This window comes from Bradyrhizobium sp. Ses1, from assembly GCF_059512365.1.
Genome location: NZ_JCAMOQ010000001.1, coordinates 320540 through 339627 on the forward strand (window position 1 = coordinate 320540; position 19088 = coordinate 339627).

Here is a 19088-nt window from a genome sequence, read left to right on the forward strand (position 1 = left end):
TGATTATTTTGAGGGGGCCGTCCCTTCGATAAGCGGAACCCAGCCATCGGTCGATCGTACGTCGTCCAACCATCTGAGAATTCCGGGATATCGCTCCATCTGGTACCCGCCCTCTGCAGCCAGGGACACGTAGGCGAAAACTGCAGTGTCGGCTATCGTGTAGCCATTACCCACTAGCCAGTCTCGATTTCCAATCCAGTTCTCGAGTTTTTGTAAAGCGCTGTATCCGTCCTTTTGCCGGTAGGCGATTTCGCCTGCCATCTGGAATGCTTGGCCGCGAAGATTGTAAACACGTGGAAATGCGATGGCCTTTTGAAGATCGGCTTGTTCGAAAAACAGCCAGCTGAGCACCTCCGTGCGCGCATGCCGGTCGCCAGGAAGAAAACGCGTTCCTTCTGCCAAATGCATCAATATGGCGCCGGACTCCACGATGGGGCGACCATCCTCCAACACCAATGTTGGGACTCTCGAGAACCGGCTAATTCTTTCGAAATCCGGTTGTTGAGTATCGCCTCGGACCAAGTCCAGAGTAATTCTCTCATACTCAAGGTTCAGCTGAGAAAGCAGAATTCGGACCTTCCAGCAGTTTCCAGATAGCAGGCTATCGTAAAGACGAAACATGGCTTACTCCGGCGAATGGCTGACTCCGATGGGCATCGAGTTCGAGACAGAATACGAGCCGCTGGTGTCGAGAGACAAGCAAGGGGTGTGCCTGTTGAGGTCAGAATGGTGGGTGTCTAGAATGGCTTAAGTCGGTCTGCACATCCAAAAACGCGAGCCGCGGTTTTTTGTCAGCCTGAGGTACACACCAATCAGCTTGTGTCATGCTTGATCTCAAGGATATCTTCTATTTTGTCCAGGTCGTTGACAGGGGGGGCTTTACCTCTGCGAGTAGATCGCTGGGCTTGCCGAAATCCACCTTGAGCCATCGGATAAGAGAACTCGAAGGCACTTTGGGCGTAACGTTGCTCAACAGAACATCGCGCCGTTTCGGTATGACCGAAGTAGGAACGCAGTTCTATCATTACGCTCAGACCTTGCTGCAGACGGCCGAGGTCGCGGAGGAGGCGGTGCGCCAGAGAGCAACTGAGCCCAGCGGCGTCATCAGAATGACGACGGCCGTCGAAATCGCTCAGTTCGCATTGAAGGACCTGATACCGATATTTCTCAAGAAGTATCCGAAAGTGCAGATCGTGGAGATCACTACGGATGCCCTCGTCGATATCGTCGCCGACGGCTTCGATCTGGCTTTGCGTGGCCATACCGCGCCGTTGCAGAATTCATCCCTGGTCCAGCGGGCCATCGCACGCGCACCGTGGTACTTGTTCGCCGGACCCGGATATTTGGACGCTAGAGGTGCTCCAGCTACTCCTGAGGAAATTGCTCAGCATGATACAATCTCAATTGCAAGGACGAGTTCATCGAACCTGGTGCTGACTGGACCCAACGGCCGCAGGTGCATCGTGCAGACGGCGCCTCGCTTTCAGAGCAACAATCTCGTTGCGCTAAAGGAATCAGCATGTGCCAACCTGGGCATTGCTGCATTGCCGGGATACATTTGCCGAGACGAAATTGCGGCGGGAAAGCTCAAGCAGATATTGCCGCGCTGGATTGCGGCAGATGCGCGAGTCTCGGCCCTTATCCCATATAAGCGGGGCCTTCTTCCTGCGGTAAGGGCCTTGGTCGATTTCTTGGCGTCGGAGATACCGCGCGTGACCGCATTCGAGCCTGCGCCGGCGGAAGACATGCACGCCAAAGCGTCGAGCAAGCGATCGACCTGAGGGTTTGCCGCTCCGTCCAACAAATTGAACGCTACGTCCTTCGCTGAGTATCTTCATCTCCCTCAATAGCGCTGCCATCCTTCGCGACGGGTAGAGACGCCGCTTCAGCGGCCTGTGATCGCGAGGGTTTAAGATGAACAACATGACTATCGGTGGCGTCAACAACCAGGTATTCGTGGCCGCAAATCTCGGCAGGATTGAGCACTTCTATTCAACGCTTCTAGGCCTGCCAGTCGTGAAGCGGACCGTCCATCATTTGGATCCGCGACTGCCGGTCATTACTTTTGGATTTCAGGCATTCAAAGGCGAGCAGAAACGCGGTCACACGATCAGCTACATCGAGTGGAATCCGATCTTCTACATGATGCCGCAAACTGGATTCGTGGATCCAAAAACGGCCGTCGCTGGGGTTACGTCGCCGAGGGTTGGAGACCCAAAGGGGCGTTGGGGGGCCGGTACGAACCATCATCTGGCTCTTCACGTTCCAACAAGAAACGGCCTCTTGAAATGGAAGCGGAGACTTACTGACCTGGGTGTCCACGTTACGGGGCCCTACAACCGTAACTACTTTCATGCGATCTACCTCCGCGACCCCGATGGCGCGATCATCGAAATCGCGACCACCGAACCTGGGTTCGGGCACGATGAAGCGGTTCTCGGGTCTGGGTTCCGGTCTCAGCCGAAGGAGAACCTTATTGGCGGTCGCGACGAGGTGTTGACGGCAGCCGAAACTTGGCCCCGTGTCGTCCCGTCGATTACGGATGACTTTGCGCTGCGCGGTTTCCACCACATCACGTCGATCTCGTCGAACGCCGAGCGGACCGAAAAGTTCTTCGTCGAAACGGTCGGACTTCGATTGATCAAAAAGACCGACTATTTGGATGAGCGCGGAGGTACGCACTATTATTACGCGTGCGACGATGATCTTTCGCCCGGCTCGGTCTTGACCTTCTTTGGGCTGCCTGGGTATTCCGCCGGACGTTTGGGCACAGGATTATCGCATCACTTTTCCTTGGAAGTGGAGAACGACGCGGCCCTTACGCATGAGCACCAACGCCTAAAACGAGCTGACGTGAAGGTGTCGGACGTTTATGACTGCCTCTACAGCAAGCTGTTCTACTTCCGGGATCCGGATGGGCACATTTGCGCCCTTTCCACGCCAGCTCAACTGACGATCGATGAACCCGTTGAAGAACTCGGGACCAAGCTTTGCTTGGCGCCAGATTTGGAAGATCGCCGCATTGAGATAGAGCGCAATATGGCGTTGCGCCCAGCTCCTGTACCGCTTCCTCAGAATTGAAGGAGCGGCACCGTGCTGAAGGCAGCCCCGTCTCGCTCCGAATGTGTAATCAGCGGGGGGATCCTGCGGTGCTTACCGCAGGAAACCCTGCGGTGGGGGCTGGGGATCGTCGATGCGGCTCTTCGGGAATTGGCTGACGACGGCCTAGAGCGTCCGATGATTTTCACGGTTGAGGCGCTGCTGCGCTCAACCGATCGGCTCATTCTTCCGCATCTTCACGACGTCTCTGGAATTATCTCCGATTTTCCGCCTCATGCGCCTGATACAGCGATCGAAAGTGCGCTTGACCGGTGCATCCTAGCGGGCGCCCGCTCGATCATCGCCTATGGAGGCGGCTCGGTTTTGGATGCCGCCAAGGCCGTTTCGCATTTTCATTCGCTTCGTCAGGGGCGCCATCTTCCGATAGTCGCTCTACCGACCACTCTCTCCGGATCCGAGTTCTCTCACTATTTCGGTGTCACGGAAACGTCAGGGGCGCGACCATTCAAGAGAAGCTACGCCGAGCGCGACACAGTTCCGAAGATTGTGCTGATGGATCCCAGCTTGCTCATCAACACACCCCGGGCGTTGCTCTTGTCGTCTGCCGTCAAGGGGCTGGATCATGCCATTGAAGGCATGCGACTCGTCGATGCTGACCACCCACACGCTATCATGGCCACGGCAGGCGCAAGCAGATTTTTTGACATATTGGAGCAGTGGCCAACCGATCTAGAAACCGGCGAGGCCGTTCAACGAGGAGCGGTTCATCTCGATGCTTTGCTTCAGCTGCAGCTGGCCGCGTGGCAATGCTATTTCTATCCGGCATCCGTCATCTACGGGCTCAGTCATCGAATCGGACATATCTTGGGTGGGACGTTTGGATTTCCGCATAGCGTCACGTCATGCATAACGCTTGGGCCCGTCATCCGAAATTGTGAAGCGCGGTATGGCAATAAGCTTCGGGTGTTCAATTCGCCAGGAGAACCTAATCCGGGGACTGCACTCGCCGGCAGAATAGAGAGTCTTGTGGCGCACCTCGGGTTACCAAATCGGCTGCGATCATTTGAGATGGGGCTATCGGCGCTTCCGGAGATCACTGATCTCCTGCGAGCGAATTATCAGAGCGAAGTCGCCGATCTTGGAGAAGACGCTGATCGAAAACTTGAAGCCCTGTTACGAAGCCTTTGGTGAGCCAGGATGACGTCGCCATCCGTGGCCGAGACGCTAGTTGAGCTTCGGTCGGGCGCAACAACATCGCGTCAACTTGTGCAGGTAGCACTTGAAAAGGCAAAACGTTGCGCAGCTGAGTTGAATGCCTTTGCGGCGATCGATGAAAGCGTGTTGGCTCTCGCAACCGAGAGCGACCGGCGATACGCAGGAGGTTCGGCAAGAGCTCTTGAGGGTATTCCGATCGTCGTCAAGGATATCATCGATACCGCTGGTGTTGAGACCCGGTATGGATCGGCCGCTTACATCGGTAACGTGCCGAGAGCCGACGCCCGAGTGGTGCGTGATCTGCGGAATGCCGGTGCAATCATCCTTGGAAAGACGACCACACACGAATTTGCCTGGGGCGTGACCACCTCGAGCGAGGCGTTTGGCAATACGCTCAATCCGAGCGATTCAACGCGAATTCCAGGAGGATCGAGCGGTGGTTCGGCCGCTGCAGTTGCTTACGGAGTGGTTCCGGCCGCTATCGGCACGGATACCGGAGGCTCGGTTCGAATCCCGGCCGCACTTTGCGGGGTAGTTGGACTAAAACCGACGTACGGCGTTCTCTCACCCGATGGAGTATTTCCGCTCGCTCCAACGCTCGACCATGTGGGACTCATTTGCCAGACGGCCGAGGATCTTATCGTCCTGGCCGGTGCTCTGGGCATGAACGTAACGCCAGATGATTCCTGGCGCGACGCCAACGTGAAGCGAATGATTGGTGTACTTAAAGTGCCAAGCGATGTTCCAGTCGACGCGGCCATTTGGAGTGACCTTTCGGCAGTCGTTGAACGATTGCGTCATGATCATAACCTCCTGGAGGTCGAGACGCGCCTAGATGAGGCCTACTCGATCTTTGCCAACCTGGTGCTGGCCGAGGGAGGTATGGTACATTTTTCGCGCAACTCCTCAGAGCTAATTCGCCAAAGCTACGGTAGAGAGACAGTTGCCAGGCTCGAGCGTGCGCGCATGCTTAGCATCGACGATTTCGCTAGAGCCCAGGAGGCAAGGCGTCGGTTCTCGTCGCAGATTGCATGCCTTTTTGAGCAAATTGAGCTTCTGATTTTGCCTACGTGCCCCTGTACTGCACCCCTGATCGGAGCGGACGATGTTCGGATTGGAGCGTGGAGCGGTGACGTCCGCAAGGCGCTCATGACCTACACGGCACCATTCAACCTCGTTGGATATCCTGTCGTGACTCTGCCCTTGCCACGAAGGGCCGGTGCCCTGCCGGCTGGCCTGCAGATCGTGGGTCGTAGAGGAAAGGATCGCGATGTCATCAATGCCGCGGTGCAGTGCCAGAGGCTGCTCACCGAGCTCAACTGCAACAGTGCAACTAGTTAGATCCGGCCGACCGCTGGCGGACGATCGATGTCTCTGCTTAACGAAATAAGGAATGGCCCAACTACTTGGAGCGAACGCACACGCCGGGCTTAGGCTCTCCGATAAACGCAACGCCAGCCCCTTCGAGCGCCCCGCGGATCTTTTCGACCGTCTCGAACTGGGCGTTGATAGGACCCGTCATTCTCTCAATCCGGCGAATGGTTGCAATGACGACGCCGGCTGCGATGCCGGCTGCAACGGCCAATTGAAACTGCTGCCACCCCACAAGACAACGCGCGGCCTTCATTTGGCGTGCCCAAATGAGCATTCGCTCATTCCGTGCCCGCTATCGGTTCTGTGCAAGAACCGAGGAGCCATTGCAGGAACGCCGATCCGCGCCGGTTGAAGGGAAGCGGCCGTCAGGGCTGCTTCCCCTAAACTCAGGCGGTCGCGAAAGGTCACTCCTTGGCTTTGCCCACGGGGCAGCCCGCCGGAGGATCGCCGATGAACGTCCTGGCAGAAAAGAGTTCCGGGAATGGAATCTCTTCGAGAGTCGGCGTCAGCCACTCAATTCCGGAGACGCCGAAGTAGGCCTTACGAGATCCCAGGGTGCGTCGGGTCAGCATCAGGTGGCGATACTTCCAGGTCGTGAACTCCTCGGCAATATCGGCAAGTGTCTCACCCAAGTTCTTGATCTCGGGTCGCTCATCGTATCCAATTTGCCAAGCGCGCTCGACCTCGGGGCTAGGCTTGTACGGCTGAGCGAAATCACGCTCAAACTGAGCTCGAGGGATGGGAAGCTTTTCACGATGCAGGAATGCCAGCACGTCGTCGTAGACGCTCGGAGCGTTAAGGGCCTCATTCAGTTGCTGCCATCTGCGCGGCTGCGGCTTAAAGTGCTCCAAATGTTCCCCTTGTTTGATTCCGAACAGATAGACCATATGGCGGTAGGTCCAACCTTGGAGAGCAGTGTCGCGCCCTAATGTCGCTCCTGCCGCGCCCAGCATCGGAAGCAGGTCGGACGGGGTCAGCCACGATAGAGAACGCCACGTAGCATTGAGTGGCTCATGTGCATCGACCACTCGTCGCAGCGCTTGCTGGGCCTTCGCAAGGTCATTCTGTCTCAGACCGCTTTGAGCGGCTTGAAGTTCTCGGACAATGAGAGCCCAATAGAGCTCCATTACCTGACAGTTGACGATGAACGAGTACTCCCCTGGATGATCGCTCACCGTCCTTTGCAGCGTGTGCAGAACCTCCGTCTGCAGCCACATACTATACGGTGTCTGTTCAAATCTATCTTTCTCGGTGATCTGGGCGTTCATTGCGTTGGTGCTCCCATGTTACAAGAACTTCCTGCCTGGTTCGGAATCGAACCGCCGCCGGGCGGATGGCTTGCCTGACGAACTTGATCCGCAAACATCGTGACTCGCGGTGGCCTCCGGTTGATTGATTTACCGCTGCCGACACGCAGTTGAACTGCTCAATATTCCAATCAATGTTCGTGGTGTTCTGTGCTCGTTGAAAAGACACCTGCAGCCGAACACATCGTCTACATTGTTGAACGGAGCTGCGCTTTCCATCCGGTCCAGCGATGGTGCTAGACTCTGACTGATCCCGTTCTATGCAGCTGCCGCCGAGAGTTCGGCATCGAACCGGCTGGCAAAATCTGCAAGGGTCGTCTCGCCTTGATCGACTGTGAGAGTCTTAACGGCAAGAACAATGTTGACGTCGGTGATGCCGACGAATCCGAGAATTTGTTTGAGATATGAGCTTGCCACGTTGGCTGACGCGAATGGAGCTCCGGGAGAGAAGTCGCCGCCGGTCGTAAGGATCACGGTGGCTTGCTTGCCCTTCAGCATGCCTTCGTAGGTGGTTGAGACTGTAACACCGACACGCACGATCTGATCAATGTACGCTTTGAGGAGGGCGGGAATCGAAAAATTGTACATTGGTGTGCCGATAACGATGTGGTCAGCAGACTTGAGTTCTTCGATAAGGATATCGGAGGTCGTCAGGGCTGCAGCAACTTCGGGCGAATGCGTCTCAGGTGGGGTGAATGCGGCGCCAATCCACGGAAGGTCAACGAACTGTAGATTCGAGCGCGTAAGGTCGCGTGTGAGAACGGAAGCATTGGGATGCAGGCGGGTCCATTTCTCGACGAATTGCGCGGTCAACGTGCGGGAAGTCGAGTGCTCGAAGCGTGGGCTGGCTTCAATCACCAAGAGGCGGGTCATTCTTTTGCTCCAGAGTTGCTAGTAAGTCAGCCGCTCCAACGAGATTGATTTCGCGGGTGACGACCGTCTGGACGTAAATGCAGCGCAGGCTCAGCGGGAAGCTGCGCGTTCTCGGACGCATCGTTCCACAGATTGGAACGATCACCGCGATGATCCCCCTCCTTTTTAGGCGAAAACATCGTCCGACACGTTGAACGCATAGTTCGAAGAAAGACTGCTTCAGGTCGGGCAGTCCGCAGTTATTTTGAGTGGGTAAGTGCGTGGACAAGCCTCGAACATCCAGGAAACGCGATGACCACTGATTTCGAAACGTCGACCAGTATTTTGGCCGAGCAAGCGAGGAACGCTGCAATCGGGGATCCTGAGCGGAGGGGCATCGTTTCGAGTGGTAGCGTACGTCCGAAGCCGAGAGGCCGACAGGAACCGAGCCCACGGCTCGAGCTGTTTCACTTCACCATGTCGATCTGCTCCCAGAAGATTCGCGGGGCGCTATTCCAGATTGGCGCTCCATTTGCCAGCAGCGAGCTGGTCATTATGCCTCCGTTCAGCGAAAACTATTCGGCGGAATACGTGAAGCTTCGCATGGCGTCTGCTATTGCGCGCAGCCGGCCGTTTGTGAACGGTTATTCCGGAGGCTCAAGTGTTGAGAACGAGGGCTTCGACCCCTTGGCGGTACCCACGCTCGTCGACCATGAAAAGGGAACAGTCGTCGCGGATTCGCGGCTGATCGCGGCCTATCTCGACATCTTGAGTGGGGGGGCATTGGTGCCACTCCAGTGGCAAAACCGGATTTGGAATGAAATTGCTATCGTCGACACAATACCGCACGCCGGTTTGTTTTATGGCGCGAATCCCGACGGCGACGATCGACCCGAAGAAATTCGTGCGGGAATGCAGGGGGCGCATGGCAAGAAGATCGAATTGGTACGCCAGCGTTTGGAGCGCCTGCCGGCAGAATCCGTTCTTCGCGAAGCTTACAGGCACAAGATCATAAAGGAAGAAGCGGGGCGTGGATTCATATCGCAGCCTGCGAATATGCGAGGCATAATCCAGTCAACGCAAAGAACCATCGTGCAATTGAATCAGAGACTGGAAGACAAGAACGAGTGGTTGCTTCCCGATGGGTTTACCCTGGCTGATATCTTCTGGGGTGTAAGCCTCTTCCGGCTTCTCTATCTTGGTTACGACTGGATGTGGAAGGACTGCCCAAAGGTGTCTGATTACGCGGAGCGGCTTTTTGTGTCGTCTGCAATTCAAAATGGCGTCGTCAACTGGCCTGGTCATCCCTCCGGCGAGCGTATCGAACGCTTCAAGAAGCACTAGAAGCTGGGCCTATCTTTGCTGCAAGGCGGGGCGGCTCTCGTGATCGGAAGCGTTTTATGACGGGAAGCAATGACATGGCCGCGATTCAAGCACCACCGATCAGCCTTCTCGACAAATACACGGGGGAGAGCGTTCTCCCACTCTATACGGCCAGAGTTGTCGTAACGGGTGGTGATGCGCGTCACGGACGTGCGTCAGGTACTGCTAAGTCCGATGATGGCGCTCTGTGTCTTAATCTTCGCCTTCCCAAAGAACTGGGCGGTCCAGGTGGTGGAACGAATCCCGAGCAACTCCTTGCGGCGGGCTTTGCCGCCTGCTTTCACGGTGCGCTCAATCTGATCGCCTCGAAGAGTAGGATTTCGATAGGCGAGTCCACCATTCAAGTCAGCGTAACTTTCGGCAGGGACCCTGAAGACGGATTGTTTCTGCTCAACGTCGATACGGAGGTGACCCTTCCCGGGATTGACCGCACCATTGCGCACGAGTTGATCAAGGAAACCGAGCGAGTATGTCCGTACTCGAAGATGCTTCGTAAGGGTTGCGAGAACACGGTTTGGTCGACGTAGAGGCGTTGGACGACGGCTCCTCGAATTCGTCATGCTTCCTATCCCGCGTCGTCATAGCCATTTCGTGTTTGGGGTCATACAGTCCGGTATGACGTCCCTCGTCGCTGCCGGTATTGCGAGCATTCCATCTCTGGCGACGGGCCATTTCCTTTGGAATTGGTTCTCATCGTGGCTGATTTCGTGGGCTGCGATGTCCCCCGTAGTCTTTCTGGCCGCGCCAGCGATAAAACTCTTGTCTCTCGTTCTTATCAGAGACGATCCCGCCAGTTGATCACGCCAGGAGGATAGTATGGGACTGTTGGTTGAAGGTGAATGGCGTGACACCTGGTACAACACCGACGCGACCGGCGGCTTCTTCGTTCGCAAGGACGCAGCTTTCCGCAACTGGATCACCGCGGACGGAAGTCCCGGTCCGAGCGGTGTTGGCGGGTTCAGGGCCCAAGCGGGTCGGTATCACCTCTACGTTAGTCTTGCTTGTCCCTGGGCCCATCGAACACTGATCATGCGAGTGCTCAAGGGTCTTGAAGACAAGATCTCCGTATCCATTGTGCATTGGCTGATGGCCGAGCGCGGCTGGAGTTTCGCGAAAGGCCCGGGAGTGATACCCGACCATGTCAACGGAGCGGAATTTCTGTATCAGATCTACACGATGGCCACCAGCCACTATACGGGTCGGGCCACCGTGCCAGTGCTGTGGGACAAGCAACAAGGCACTATCGTCAGCAACGAATCTTCCGAGATCGTTCGCATGATGAATTCTGCGTTCGATCATCTCGGTGCGAGATCGGGCGACTTCTATCCGGTGCAGCTTCGAGACGAAATCGATGCCGTGAATGCCCGGGTCTACGGCACGCTCAACAACGGTGTCTACAAGGCCGGATTCGCGACCACCCAAGCTGCTTACGATGATGCTGTCGGTCCGCTGTTCGAGACACTGGATTGGCTTGAAGAGCGTCTGGCGGATGGCCGCTTCCTTTTCGGCGATCGTCTGACCGAGGCGGACATCCGGCTCTTCACAACGCTGATCAGGTTCGATGCCGTCTATTTCGGCCATTTCAAGTGCAACATTCGATCTGTTGCCGACTATTCAAACCTCTCCGCGTACGTCCGTGACGTCTATCAATGGCCAGGAATCGCATCGACCGTGAACTTTGAGCACATTAAGCGTCACTACTATCAGAGCCATCGCTCCATCAATCCCACGGGTATCGTCCCTGCGGGCCCTCTGCGTGATTTTGGCGCGGCGCATGGGCGCAAACGGCTCTCGGCAGATAAATAGCAATTTTCGGCCTTGGACCGGGTACCTGCACGCCGGGACGCAACGTGTGCCGACGGGCGTTTGGTAATCTCCAGCGCCCGTTAGCACACGAGGATCCGTTCACGTAAAGCCCGCTGCGCCCGGGGAGGAGCACGAAGCGGGCATCAACAAGTCGTTCTCAAGTCCGCGTGTCGACTTGATTTGCGCGGCTAAGTGACGCTGCCTGGTTGGTTGCATAGGCAGAGGCCGCGGTCGAAGCTGGCGAATATCTTCCAAAGAGCTCCGCTAGTTCCTCCGCGGCATCTGTGAGCTCCTTCATGACAGCGACACTGTCTGTCGTTTGACCAGTGGAGAAGTGTCGCACCTCGAACGAAATCCCGTTCGGAAGATCCACGTGGATTTTGTCCAGCCCGGCGACGTCCGATGCCTCATCGCCGCCTGAACTTGCGCTTGGCTTATCCGCGGCGGATGCCTGGTGTCCTGGGATATCCTGGCTCGCCAATCCCTGTACGAAATCCTCGATCGTCTTGAGGGTTTCGCTATCGAGTCCTGTTCCGCCGAAGCTGTAGACGCCGACGGACATGCCATTTGGTAGATTGACCTTAATCGCGTCGTAAGGCGCATCGGCGCTCATGCCGAGCGCGAGCTTCGAACCTTCGCTTTTTGAACCGGCCGCCGAAACAGAATTAGTTTGGAGGACCGAAGAAGGCCAGCTCACGGCGTTTCCGCCGGCTATGCTTCCGATACCCACGCTGAGACTCCTCTGTCATTTCAAACATTCGGACTGTCAGCAATAGATACGCCCAATTTCGAAGACTTGCGTTCTCAACGACTTATCGCACGTCTCGGAGTTCACGCGCTGCCCAGCGGCAAATGCTATCCGGCAAAAGCTGCCACTCTGGACGCTCTTGTCGGTATCGATGCTGCGCGCGCAGCAGGATCAGATAAACATGCCTATTTTAGGAAAGGTCGCTTCACTACTGCACTGCGTAGAACACGTGCATGTCGCTCGCAAGGGTCAAGAAAACACGGTCACGAAAATCCCGCTGGGGCGATCGCCATCCCGAGTGCCGAATTGACGATGCGTACGATGCGCCGCAATAAAGTAATCAGGATCGGGTCTCGCTGTCCGACGAGCCCCGCAGTTCTCGCCGCCAGGCTCCCGGGCTGACGCCAACTATGGTCGAAAAAACCTTGGTAAAGTGGCTCTGATTGGCAAACCCGGCCGATTTAGCCACCTCGGATAGCGGCAGATCGCGGACGGCCATCAGCTGCTGGGCCGTCTTCACTCGCTGGCGAAGCAACCATCGATGCGGCGGCAGACCCGTGGAGATTCGAAACGCTCGCGAAAAATGATCGACTGAAAGACCGAACTCGGCCGCGATCCGCCGTAACGGAATCTTTCCAGCGAGATCGGCCTCGAGCCTGTCGCAAGCACGGTCTAACTGCCACGGAGCAAGACCACCGCGGATCGGCCTGGCGTTAGGTCGAAGCCCACCATAGGTCTGAGCGACGTGCGCAGTAAGTGCGTGCAACATGTGGTCGACGAAAAGCTGGTTGGTCTCGTCCGCTCGACGGAGAGCGTCCAAGAGCGACGCACCGAGGTTACGGACGACCGTGTCGTCGTGGCCTATACCCGGCTCGTAGGCGAGCTCGCCAATGCGCGGTGCGCCGGCCTGCCTCGCAATGTCGTCAAGAGCCGAGCGTGGAAGATAGAAAAAGAGGGAGTGAAACGGCTTGTCGATGACGTAGCGCGGATCGCGCTTCAGATCGTAGAGATAGGTCGCGCCGCCGTGGACATTCGTCTTGACGACACATCGGCCCCGCTCCCAGCACTCGCAGTCCGGATAATCGCGAAATTTAAGGCTGACGAGGTAAGCGTCCTCGGAGGGCAGCGAACCGGAAAGGCTCGGCACTGGGTCGTCGTTTCGGGTTTCGGTCACTGCCAGCTCGGCGCTGCGCAGCGTACGTGCAATCAGCGAAGGTGCATTCTTCGCCTGTAAGGGTTGTCCGAGCCTCGATCCGTAGACGCCGGCTTGTGCCATTTGAGTTGATCCGGAAGGTTAGATTGCAGGCCCCGATCGCCATGCGAATTTTGCGGTGCATTATCGGAAATCGGCGAGCGGCTGTCTACGGCGACCCCGCGATGCAACTTTTCGTGAGGGCACATCGTCGCGGAAGTCGCAACGGATTCGGTAGCAATCTCAATGCGGTCGACCCAATCAACTGCTGCTACGAACTGCGGTGAATCTCTAGAGCGAAAAGTGGCAACTGCTGGCAAGCACCGGTGATTCCGCGGCTCGTGGTCGCATGGTCCTCGTTTGGCACGGAATGAGGCAAAGGATGGCGGCTTTGGGAAAGACGTGGGCGCCCCGCGAGCCCTAGAAAGACGCCGTAAAAGCTAGGTGACCGTGACGGCCATGTCATGACATGGACCTTACGGGTATCTGCGAAGAAGCAGCGAAAGACCGGGGGGCAGAAGCGATCGGGAGGCCACGCACATGCTTAGGGCAACCGTATCTACGGGCTCGCAGCCTTCCTCGTACGTAACGCGCTTATCTATGACTCTCAATTCCAGCAGTGTGGACCGCCCACTTGTTTTGATCGTGGACGACGACGACGAGATCCGGTCGGCGCTTCGGGAGCTTCTGCTGTCGGTCGGCATCGACGCGTGCTGCTTTGGCTCAACGCAGGAATTGTTGCGTGCCGATCTTCCGGAGCGGCCCGGCTGCCTGATTCTCGATGTTCGCATGCCCGGAGCAAGCGGTCTGGATCTGCAGCAGCGTCTGGCATTGAACGGCAACACGAGACCGATCATTTTCCTCACGGGTCATGGCGATATCGCCATGACCGTCCAGGCAATGAAGGCCGGAGCCGTCGACTTCCTGACGAAACCAGTCAGAGACCAGACGCTCCTCGACGCCGTCGCGGCGGCGATCGAGAAGGATGTCTCGCAAAGAGCTGCGGCCAGCCGCATCACGCAACACGCTGCCCGCTTCGCAACGCTGACACCGCGCGAACGTGAAGTCCTGGGTGAGGTAGCAAGGGGCCGCCTCAATAAGCAGATCGCCTTTGATCTTGGCATAAGCGAGATCACTGTAAAGCTGCATCGCGGCAACGCGACAAGAAAGCTGCAAGCAACGTCCGTCGGAGACTTGATCCGGATTTGGGAAGCACTTCCTGCGGAACTTCGAGGAAGTAGGTAGCGTAGCCCAGCCTACACCAAGGAACAGGTACAACCCAATCGACAATGGGCAGATGGTCGTCGGGCCATGCCAGCGAAAGACATCTGTTTGTCCAAAACGCCCCTAGTTGCCATCGTAGATGACGACCAAGCTGTACGAGAGGCTCTTTGCGATCTCCTCCTGGTCCTGGACGTTGCGTGTCGCTCGTTTGATCGGGCGGAGGCTTTCATGGCCGAATTTGTACCGGGCCGCTTCGATTGCTTGATCACCGATGTGAGCATGCCCGGCCGGAGCGGGCTTGAACTACAGGAGCGATTACGAGAGCTGGGCTCGTCAATGCCGGTCATTTTTATCACCGCGGACACAAGTCCAGCGACAGAGGCTCGCGCATTGAGGGGCGGTGCCTATGCCTGCCTGACGAAGCCGGTCAATGATGAGGTGCTCTTTCATCTCCTGCAGAACGCAATGAACTGCGCAGGCCGCTCGCGACGCAACGAGCGACGGGATCCACCATCAGATGACTAATCTCGCCCGACAAGTATCGCAAGGCGGCCAGCCGAATCTCGCTGCCTCTGCTCCCGGCACGGAACTGGCTGACCTTGTGTCCGAAAGCATCATCGTCAGCAACCTGCACGGTGTCATCCAGTATTGGAATGCCGCATCGGAAGTCCTGTACGGCTGGCCTTCCATGGCGATGGTCGGTCGACACATGGCAGAAATCGGCTCGCGCGGCCACTCCAGTATCGATCACATCGACATACTGCGCCGCGAAGGTCGATGGGAAGGTATCGTCTTTCGGCGTAGCCTGACCGGAGTCGAGGTTGCTGCCGCCGTGCGGCAGGTCGTGCGGCGAGACCCAACCGGCGCCGTTCGTGACATCGTTGAGTTTGGCCGAAATGCGGGACCGGTCACCGAAGCAGCATACCTGCGCATGGACGCCGAGTTGCAGGGATCTCTGGCCGCTGCTTGGGAGCTTGATGCCTCGCCGGCTCGGCCTCTGCTTGATGCAATCGCGGAGCACAGGCGCCGCGGAGCCGCTATCGACCTTGATCAGCATCCGGACTGGGTCAACGGACTGCTTACCGCAACTCGAATTCTGGCCGCCAATGATCGCGCGGTTCGCATGTTCGGGGCACATGCTGGGCACGAGCAGATGATCGGTCAGCCGGTCGGTACGTTCTGGCCGGCTGAAAGCCGCTCAATCCTGGCCGGACTGATCGAAAACGTTGCCACAGACCGCTCTCGCCTTGAGACCCGCAGAATGGTCCTGAGTGGCGCGATACGCAACCCCATCATCAGAGCCTGGCATTCTGCCGACCCGAAGTCGCCGGGCACCGTGCTTGTGACGATCAACGGTGCGATCGATGATGATCGCACGTCCTGGGAGCTACAGGCGAGCGAGGATCGTTATCGCAAGCTCATTCAATACCTCCCGACTGCTCTCTGGCAAGTCGATTCCCGACGCACGGGCGAGGTCTTCGACGATCTGAAGGCGATGGGCGTTCGCGATATTGCCTCCTACCTGGCGGCAAACCCTGATCTTGTCGAGCACTCCAAGGACGTCGTCCGTGTGACGGACGTCAATCACGATGCAGTCTCACTGTTTCGGGCACACAATCCCGGCGACCTAGTCAAACCCGTTCGATACCTGTTTGCAGCCGCTCCGGGGCTTGCCGAGCGGGTCATGGTGGCTCACTTTGAAGGTCGACGCAATCTCATAGAAGAGACCAGGATCCGCGCATTCGACGGTTCGCTCATCGATGTCCTGTTCACGGTCACATATCCTGTGCCTCCCGAGCAACTCGACAACACTTTCATCACCATCCAGGACATCAGTGAGCGTTTGAACGCCGAACGGCAACTTCGGAAACTGCAAGCTGATTTCGCGCTTGCGGGCCGCATTGCAACTCTTGGAGAACTCGGAACGTCGATCGCGCATGAGATCAATCAGCCGCTTGCGGCCATCGTGACCAATGGTGAGGCAAGCTTGAGGTGGCTGGCGCGCGCTGATCAAAACATCGAAAAGGTCACGCAGCTCACGACCCGAATCGTGGCGAATGCGCGGCGCGCGAGCGAAATCATTCATCGCATACGAGGCATGGCGGCGAAGCATGAACCAGAGAAACGGCTCATGGATATCAATGATGTCGCGAAAGAAGCCCTGTTATTCATTCGCCACGACATCGAGTCAAAATCAATTGCCTTGTCGACGACGTTTGCATCTGGGCTTCCCCAGGTGCTTGGTGACCGGATTCAGCTGCAGCAGGTGATTATCAATCTGCTTGTCAACAGCGTCCAGGCGATCGTGCACTCCGGTCAACCGATACGTCGAATCGACATCCAGACGTCGGTCACCGAAGACGGCTCGGTCGGCTTCTCCGTCTTCGACAATGGGCCGGGCATCGCCACCGGAGACCTCGGGCGCATCTTCGACAGCTTCTTCAGCACCAAGGATGCAGGAATTGGCATCGGCCTCGCGATCTGCCAGTCGATCATTAGGGCGCACGGCGGCAGCATTTTGGGCGCTAATCGCCCGAATGGCGGCGCACATTTTCGCTTCACGCTTCCGGTGCCGGTGACTGCCGGTCCCGATTCCAGCGTTGTCGCGCTCATTCGCTAAGTGCGCCAACCTCCGCAATGAGCGCCTGCGTCTGCAAGGAATAGCGCTCGTGATGGGAAGCATCTCTCCCGAACTATACCGAGGTATAGGTCGACCTATCCGCCGAACCAGCGCGACCAGACCCGCTGCACGATGCCCTCGTACAGCGCTCGCCGCCATGATCGCAGCACACGGGAAGCGATGCATCCGCAGACGCGCGGAACGAACGCTCTTCCCCAATGCGAGTGGAAGTTCATGAGCAAGCCCATCTTGCGCGCCCCCCTGGACAATGCGCCCGGCGCGACGCAGGCGCATAGGAGTGACCCGCCGGTCGGTGAGCGGCGCCCCGCCAATGAAGAGATGGCACGCGTGCTCAGGACCAAGCCCTTTCGCGTTGCTTTGGAACCGTCCAGCGGCACGATCGCATACTGGAAGCACGAGCCCGTACACGACATCGTCAAGCCGATGGTCGATCACGTCATCATGACCTACCCGACCGGCGTACAACGGCTCGAGCGGCGCACCGGACGATCAGTTGCGATCGGAACGGCTCGTCCCGGCGTCGTGACGCTCATTCCGGCTGGTTCGACCTCTCGGTGGGATATTCACCGGCCGATGCACGTCCTTCAGCTCTATCTTCCGCACGCAACACTCTCGCGCGTTGCCGACGAAGCCGACGTGGCCGCGCCTGGCGATCTTCTCGAGCGGACAGTGCACTCGGATCCCGTTACATCCCGGTTGCTGATGAGTGCAGTGGACGTTCTGGAAGGACACGCGACGCTGGACGCATTGTTCAGGCAGCAATTGATGGACCTTCTGGCAACACGCCTCTTGGCAGCACATGCTGGCTCGTCGATCACGGTCCGGCCAACTCTGGGCGGTCTGTCGCCGAATGTCCTGCGCCGCGCCATCGAGCGCTTGCGCTCCGATAGCGATGCGGACGTTTCCCTCGGAGCACTCGCTTCCGAGGCCGGCCTCTCGCGCTTCCACTTTTGCCGTGCCTTCAAGGAGAGCACAGGCCTTTCGCCCCATGCCTGGCTGCGCCAGCGACGGCTCGAGCAGGCCATGGAGATGCTGCGCGACACCGACGCATCGGTCGTCGCGGTCGCGGAAGCCCTTGGTTACGGCTCTCAGACCGCGTTCGCCGCGGCATTCAAACGTTTGACCGGCGAAACACCGACCAATTGGCGGCGCAGCATGCGTTAGCAGCAATCGCGCTGCAATCGACGCAATCGCTCTTGGGCAATGGTCCCCGAGATCCCTTAGATAGCCGTAAGAAATCTGGCGACACGGAGACCAACAGATGATTTCCAAAAAACTCTTCAGCGGCCTCGCCACGTCGCGTCGAAACTTGCTGGCGAGCACGCTCATTTGCGCGACATCGCTGACCGTTCGCCCGTCTTCGGCGATTGGCAAGGAAAGGGACCATTCTATGTCGCCTACACAAGGAAGCGATCCCACGACCTCTGTCACAACCAAGGATGGCGTGCAGATCTTCTACAAGGACTGGGGCCCGAAGACCGCCCAGCCAATCGTTTTCCATCACGGGTGGCCGCTGAGCTCTGACGACTGGGAGACCCAGATGCTCTTCTTCCTCGGCAAGGGCTATCGTGTCATCGCCCATGACCGCCGCGGCCACGGGCGCTCGGCCCAGGTGAGCAATGGTCACGACATGGATCATTATGCAGCCGATGTCGCTGCGCTTGTCGAGCAGCTCGATCTTCGCAATGCCATTCACGTCGGACATTCCACTGGCGGCGGAGAGGCCACGCGCTATGTTGCGCGCTATGGCAAGGATCGCGTGGTCAAGCTGGTTCTCATCGGTGCCGTACCGCCGTTGATGCTGAAAACGGAGGCCAATCCGGGTGGCCTGCCGATCGAAGTGTTCGACAACCTTCGCGCTCAACTCGCCGCGAACCGCGCGCAGTTCTATTTTGATTTCGCGAGTGGTCCCTTCTACGGCTACAACCGGCCGGGTGCAGCGCCATCCCAGGCTGTGATCTGGAACTGGTGGCGTCAGGGCATGATGGGAAGCGCCAAGGCGCACTACGATTGCATCAAGGCCTTCTCGGCAACCGATTTCACCGAGGATCTGAAGAACATCGCCGTCCCCACGCTCGTCGTGCACGGCGGCGACGATCAGATCGTGCCTGTTGCGGATTCTGCCCTCCTGTCGGCGAAGCTGCTGAAGCACAGCGTCCTGAAGATCTACGATCTCCTGCCTCACGGCCTGTGCACGACCCACGCCAACATCGTCAACGCCGAGCTTCTCTCGTTCATCTCGGCCTAGTGCGTTCCGCCGACCACTCTGCACCACCCAGATCTACA

At 57.7% G+C, this 19088-nt stretch carries 19 protein-coding genes; 13 read left to right on the plus strand and 6 right to left on the minus strand.

The genetic code is table 11. The features are described 5' to 3' along the window. Positions 1–3: 3 nt before the first annotated feature. Positions 4–621 (minus strand): glutathione S-transferase family protein, encoded by a 618-nt coding sequence (locus AC5ZG5_RS01530; RefSeq protein ID WP_456640815.1) that lies wholly within the window; start codon positions 619–621, stop codon positions 4–6. 203 nt (positions 622–824) lie between these two features. Between AC5ZG5_RS01530 and AC5ZG5_RS01535 the strand changes: the two genes are divergently transcribed. The 4 genes from AC5ZG5_RS01535 (at position 825) to AC5ZG5_RS01550 (ending at position 5616) form a co-directional block, all read left to right on the plus strand. Beyond that, on the plus strand, positions 825–1781 hold the full coding sequence (locus AC5ZG5_RS01535) for a LysR substrate-binding domain-containing protein (protein WP_456640816.1): 957 nt from the start codon (positions 825–827) through the stop codon (positions 1779–1781). A gap of 133 nt (positions 1782–1914) precedes the next feature. After that, complete coding sequence (locus tag AC5ZG5_RS01540; protein ID WP_456640817.1) at positions 1915–3081, plus strand: VOC family protein; 1167 nt, start codon at positions 1915–1917, stop codon at positions 3079–3081. Positions 3082–3093: 12 nt separating this feature from the next. After that, complete coding sequence (locus tag AC5ZG5_RS01545; protein ID WP_456640818.1) at positions 3094–4251, plus strand: iron-containing alcohol dehydrogenase; 1158 nt, start codon at positions 3094–3096, stop codon at positions 4249–4251. A 6-nt stretch (positions 4252–4257) separates the two neighbouring features. Next, the gene (locus AC5ZG5_RS01550) at positions 4258–5616 is read left to right on the plus strand and encodes an amidase (protein ID WP_456640819.1); all 1359 of its coding nucleotides are present in this window, start codon (positions 4258–4260) and stop codon (positions 5614–5616) included. Between the two features lie 61 nt (positions 5617–5677). Here AC5ZG5_RS01550 and AC5ZG5_RS01555 read toward each other — a convergent pair whose 3' ends face one another. From AC5ZG5_RS01555 to AC5ZG5_RS01565, 3 genes are all read right to left on the minus strand, one after another. Further along, the gene (locus AC5ZG5_RS01555) at positions 5678–5902 is read right to left on the minus strand and encodes a transcriptional regulator (RefSeq protein ID WP_456640820.1); all 225 of its coding nucleotides are present in this window, start codon (positions 5900–5902) and stop codon (positions 5678–5680) included. 151 nt (positions 5903–6053) lie between these two features. Beyond that, positions 6054–6917: a tryptophan 2,3-dioxygenase gene (locus tag AC5ZG5_RS01560; protein WP_456640821.1), complete on the minus strand. Its 864-nt coding sequence runs from the start codon at positions 6915–6917 to the stop codon at positions 6054–6056. A gap of 297 nt (positions 6918–7214) precedes the next feature. Beyond that, positions 7215–7829, minus strand: coding sequence for an FMN-dependent NADH-azoreductase (locus tag AC5ZG5_RS01565; protein ID WP_456640822.1), 615 nt, complete (start codon positions 7827–7829; stop codon positions 7215–7217). 291 nt (positions 7830–8120) lie between these two features. Between AC5ZG5_RS01565 and AC5ZG5_RS01570 the strand changes: the two genes are divergently transcribed. The 4 genes from AC5ZG5_RS01570 (at position 8121) to AC5ZG5_RS01585 (ending at position 10997) form a co-directional block, all read left to right on the plus strand. After that, positions 8121–9152, plus strand: coding sequence for a glutathione S-transferase family protein (locus tag AC5ZG5_RS01570; RefSeq protein WP_456640823.1), 1032 nt, complete (start codon positions 8121–8123; stop codon positions 9150–9152). Positions 9153–9226: 74 nt separating this feature from the next. Next, complete coding sequence (locus tag AC5ZG5_RS01575; RefSeq protein ID WP_456640824.1) at positions 9227–9718, plus strand: Ohr family peroxiredoxin; 492 nt, start codon at positions 9227–9229, stop codon at positions 9716–9718. Between the two features lie 31 nt (positions 9719–9749). Further along, positions 9750–9989, plus strand: a complete 240-nt coding sequence (locus AC5ZG5_RS01580; RefSeq protein WP_456640825.1) for a DUF2798 domain-containing protein — start codon at positions 9750–9752, stop codon at positions 9987–9989. A gap of 18 nt (positions 9990–10007) precedes the next feature. Further along, positions 10008–10997 (plus strand): glutathione S-transferase family protein, encoded by a 990-nt coding sequence (locus AC5ZG5_RS01585; RefSeq protein ID WP_456640826.1) that lies wholly within the window; start codon positions 10008–10010, stop codon positions 10995–10997. A 157-nt stretch (positions 10998–11154) separates the two neighbouring features. On the opposite strand, the gene AC5ZG5_RS01590 is transcribed toward AC5ZG5_RS01585, so the two are convergent. Together AC5ZG5_RS01590 and AC5ZG5_RS01595 are read right to left on the minus strand one after the other, a co-directional pair. Next, the gene (locus tag AC5ZG5_RS01590; protein WP_456640827.1) at positions 11155–11727 is read right to left on the minus strand and encodes a hypothetical protein; all 573 of its coding nucleotides are present in this window, start codon (positions 11725–11727) and stop codon (positions 11155–11157) included. Between the two features lie 358 nt (positions 11728–12085). Further along, positions 12086–13021 carry a helix-turn-helix domain-containing protein gene (locus AC5ZG5_RS01595; RefSeq protein ID WP_456640828.1) on the minus strand — a complete coding sequence of 312 codons (936 nt, stop codon included), beginning with the start codon at positions 13019–13021 and terminating at the stop codon, positions 12086–12088. Between the two features lie 516 nt (positions 13022–13537). Here AC5ZG5_RS01595 and AC5ZG5_RS01600 point away from each other — a divergent pair. The 5 genes from AC5ZG5_RS01600 to AC5ZG5_RS01620 all read left to right on the plus strand — a co-directional run bounded on the left by AC5ZG5_RS01600 (position 13538) and on the right by AC5ZG5_RS01620 (position 19050). Beyond that, entirely contained in the window at positions 13538–14182 is a 645-nt protein-coding gene (locus AC5ZG5_RS01600) for a response regulator transcription factor (protein WP_456640829.1), read from the plus strand. A 66-nt stretch (positions 14183–14248) separates the two neighbouring features. Next, entirely contained in the window at positions 14249–14686 is a 438-nt protein-coding gene (locus tag AC5ZG5_RS01605; protein ID WP_456640830.1) for a response regulator transcription factor, read from the plus strand. Then, positions 14679–16781 carry a PAS domain-containing sensor histidine kinase gene (locus AC5ZG5_RS01610; RefSeq protein WP_456640831.1) on the plus strand — a complete coding sequence of 701 codons (2103 nt, stop codon included), beginning with the start codon at positions 14679–14681 and terminating at the stop codon, positions 16779–16781. Before AC5ZG5_RS01605 ends, AC5ZG5_RS01610 begins: the two co-directional genes overlap by 8 nt. Positions 16782–17015: 234 nt before the next feature. Then, complete coding sequence (locus tag AC5ZG5_RS01615; protein WP_456640832.1) at positions 17016–17966, plus strand: helix-turn-helix transcriptional regulator; 951 nt, start codon at positions 17016–17018, stop codon at positions 17964–17966. A gap of 226 nt (positions 17967–18192) precedes the next feature. Beyond that, on the plus strand, positions 18193–19050 hold the full coding sequence (locus AC5ZG5_RS01620; RefSeq protein WP_456640833.1) for an alpha/beta fold hydrolase: 858 nt from the start codon (positions 18193–18195) through the stop codon (positions 19048–19050). Positions 19051–19088 lie beyond the last annotated feature (38 nt).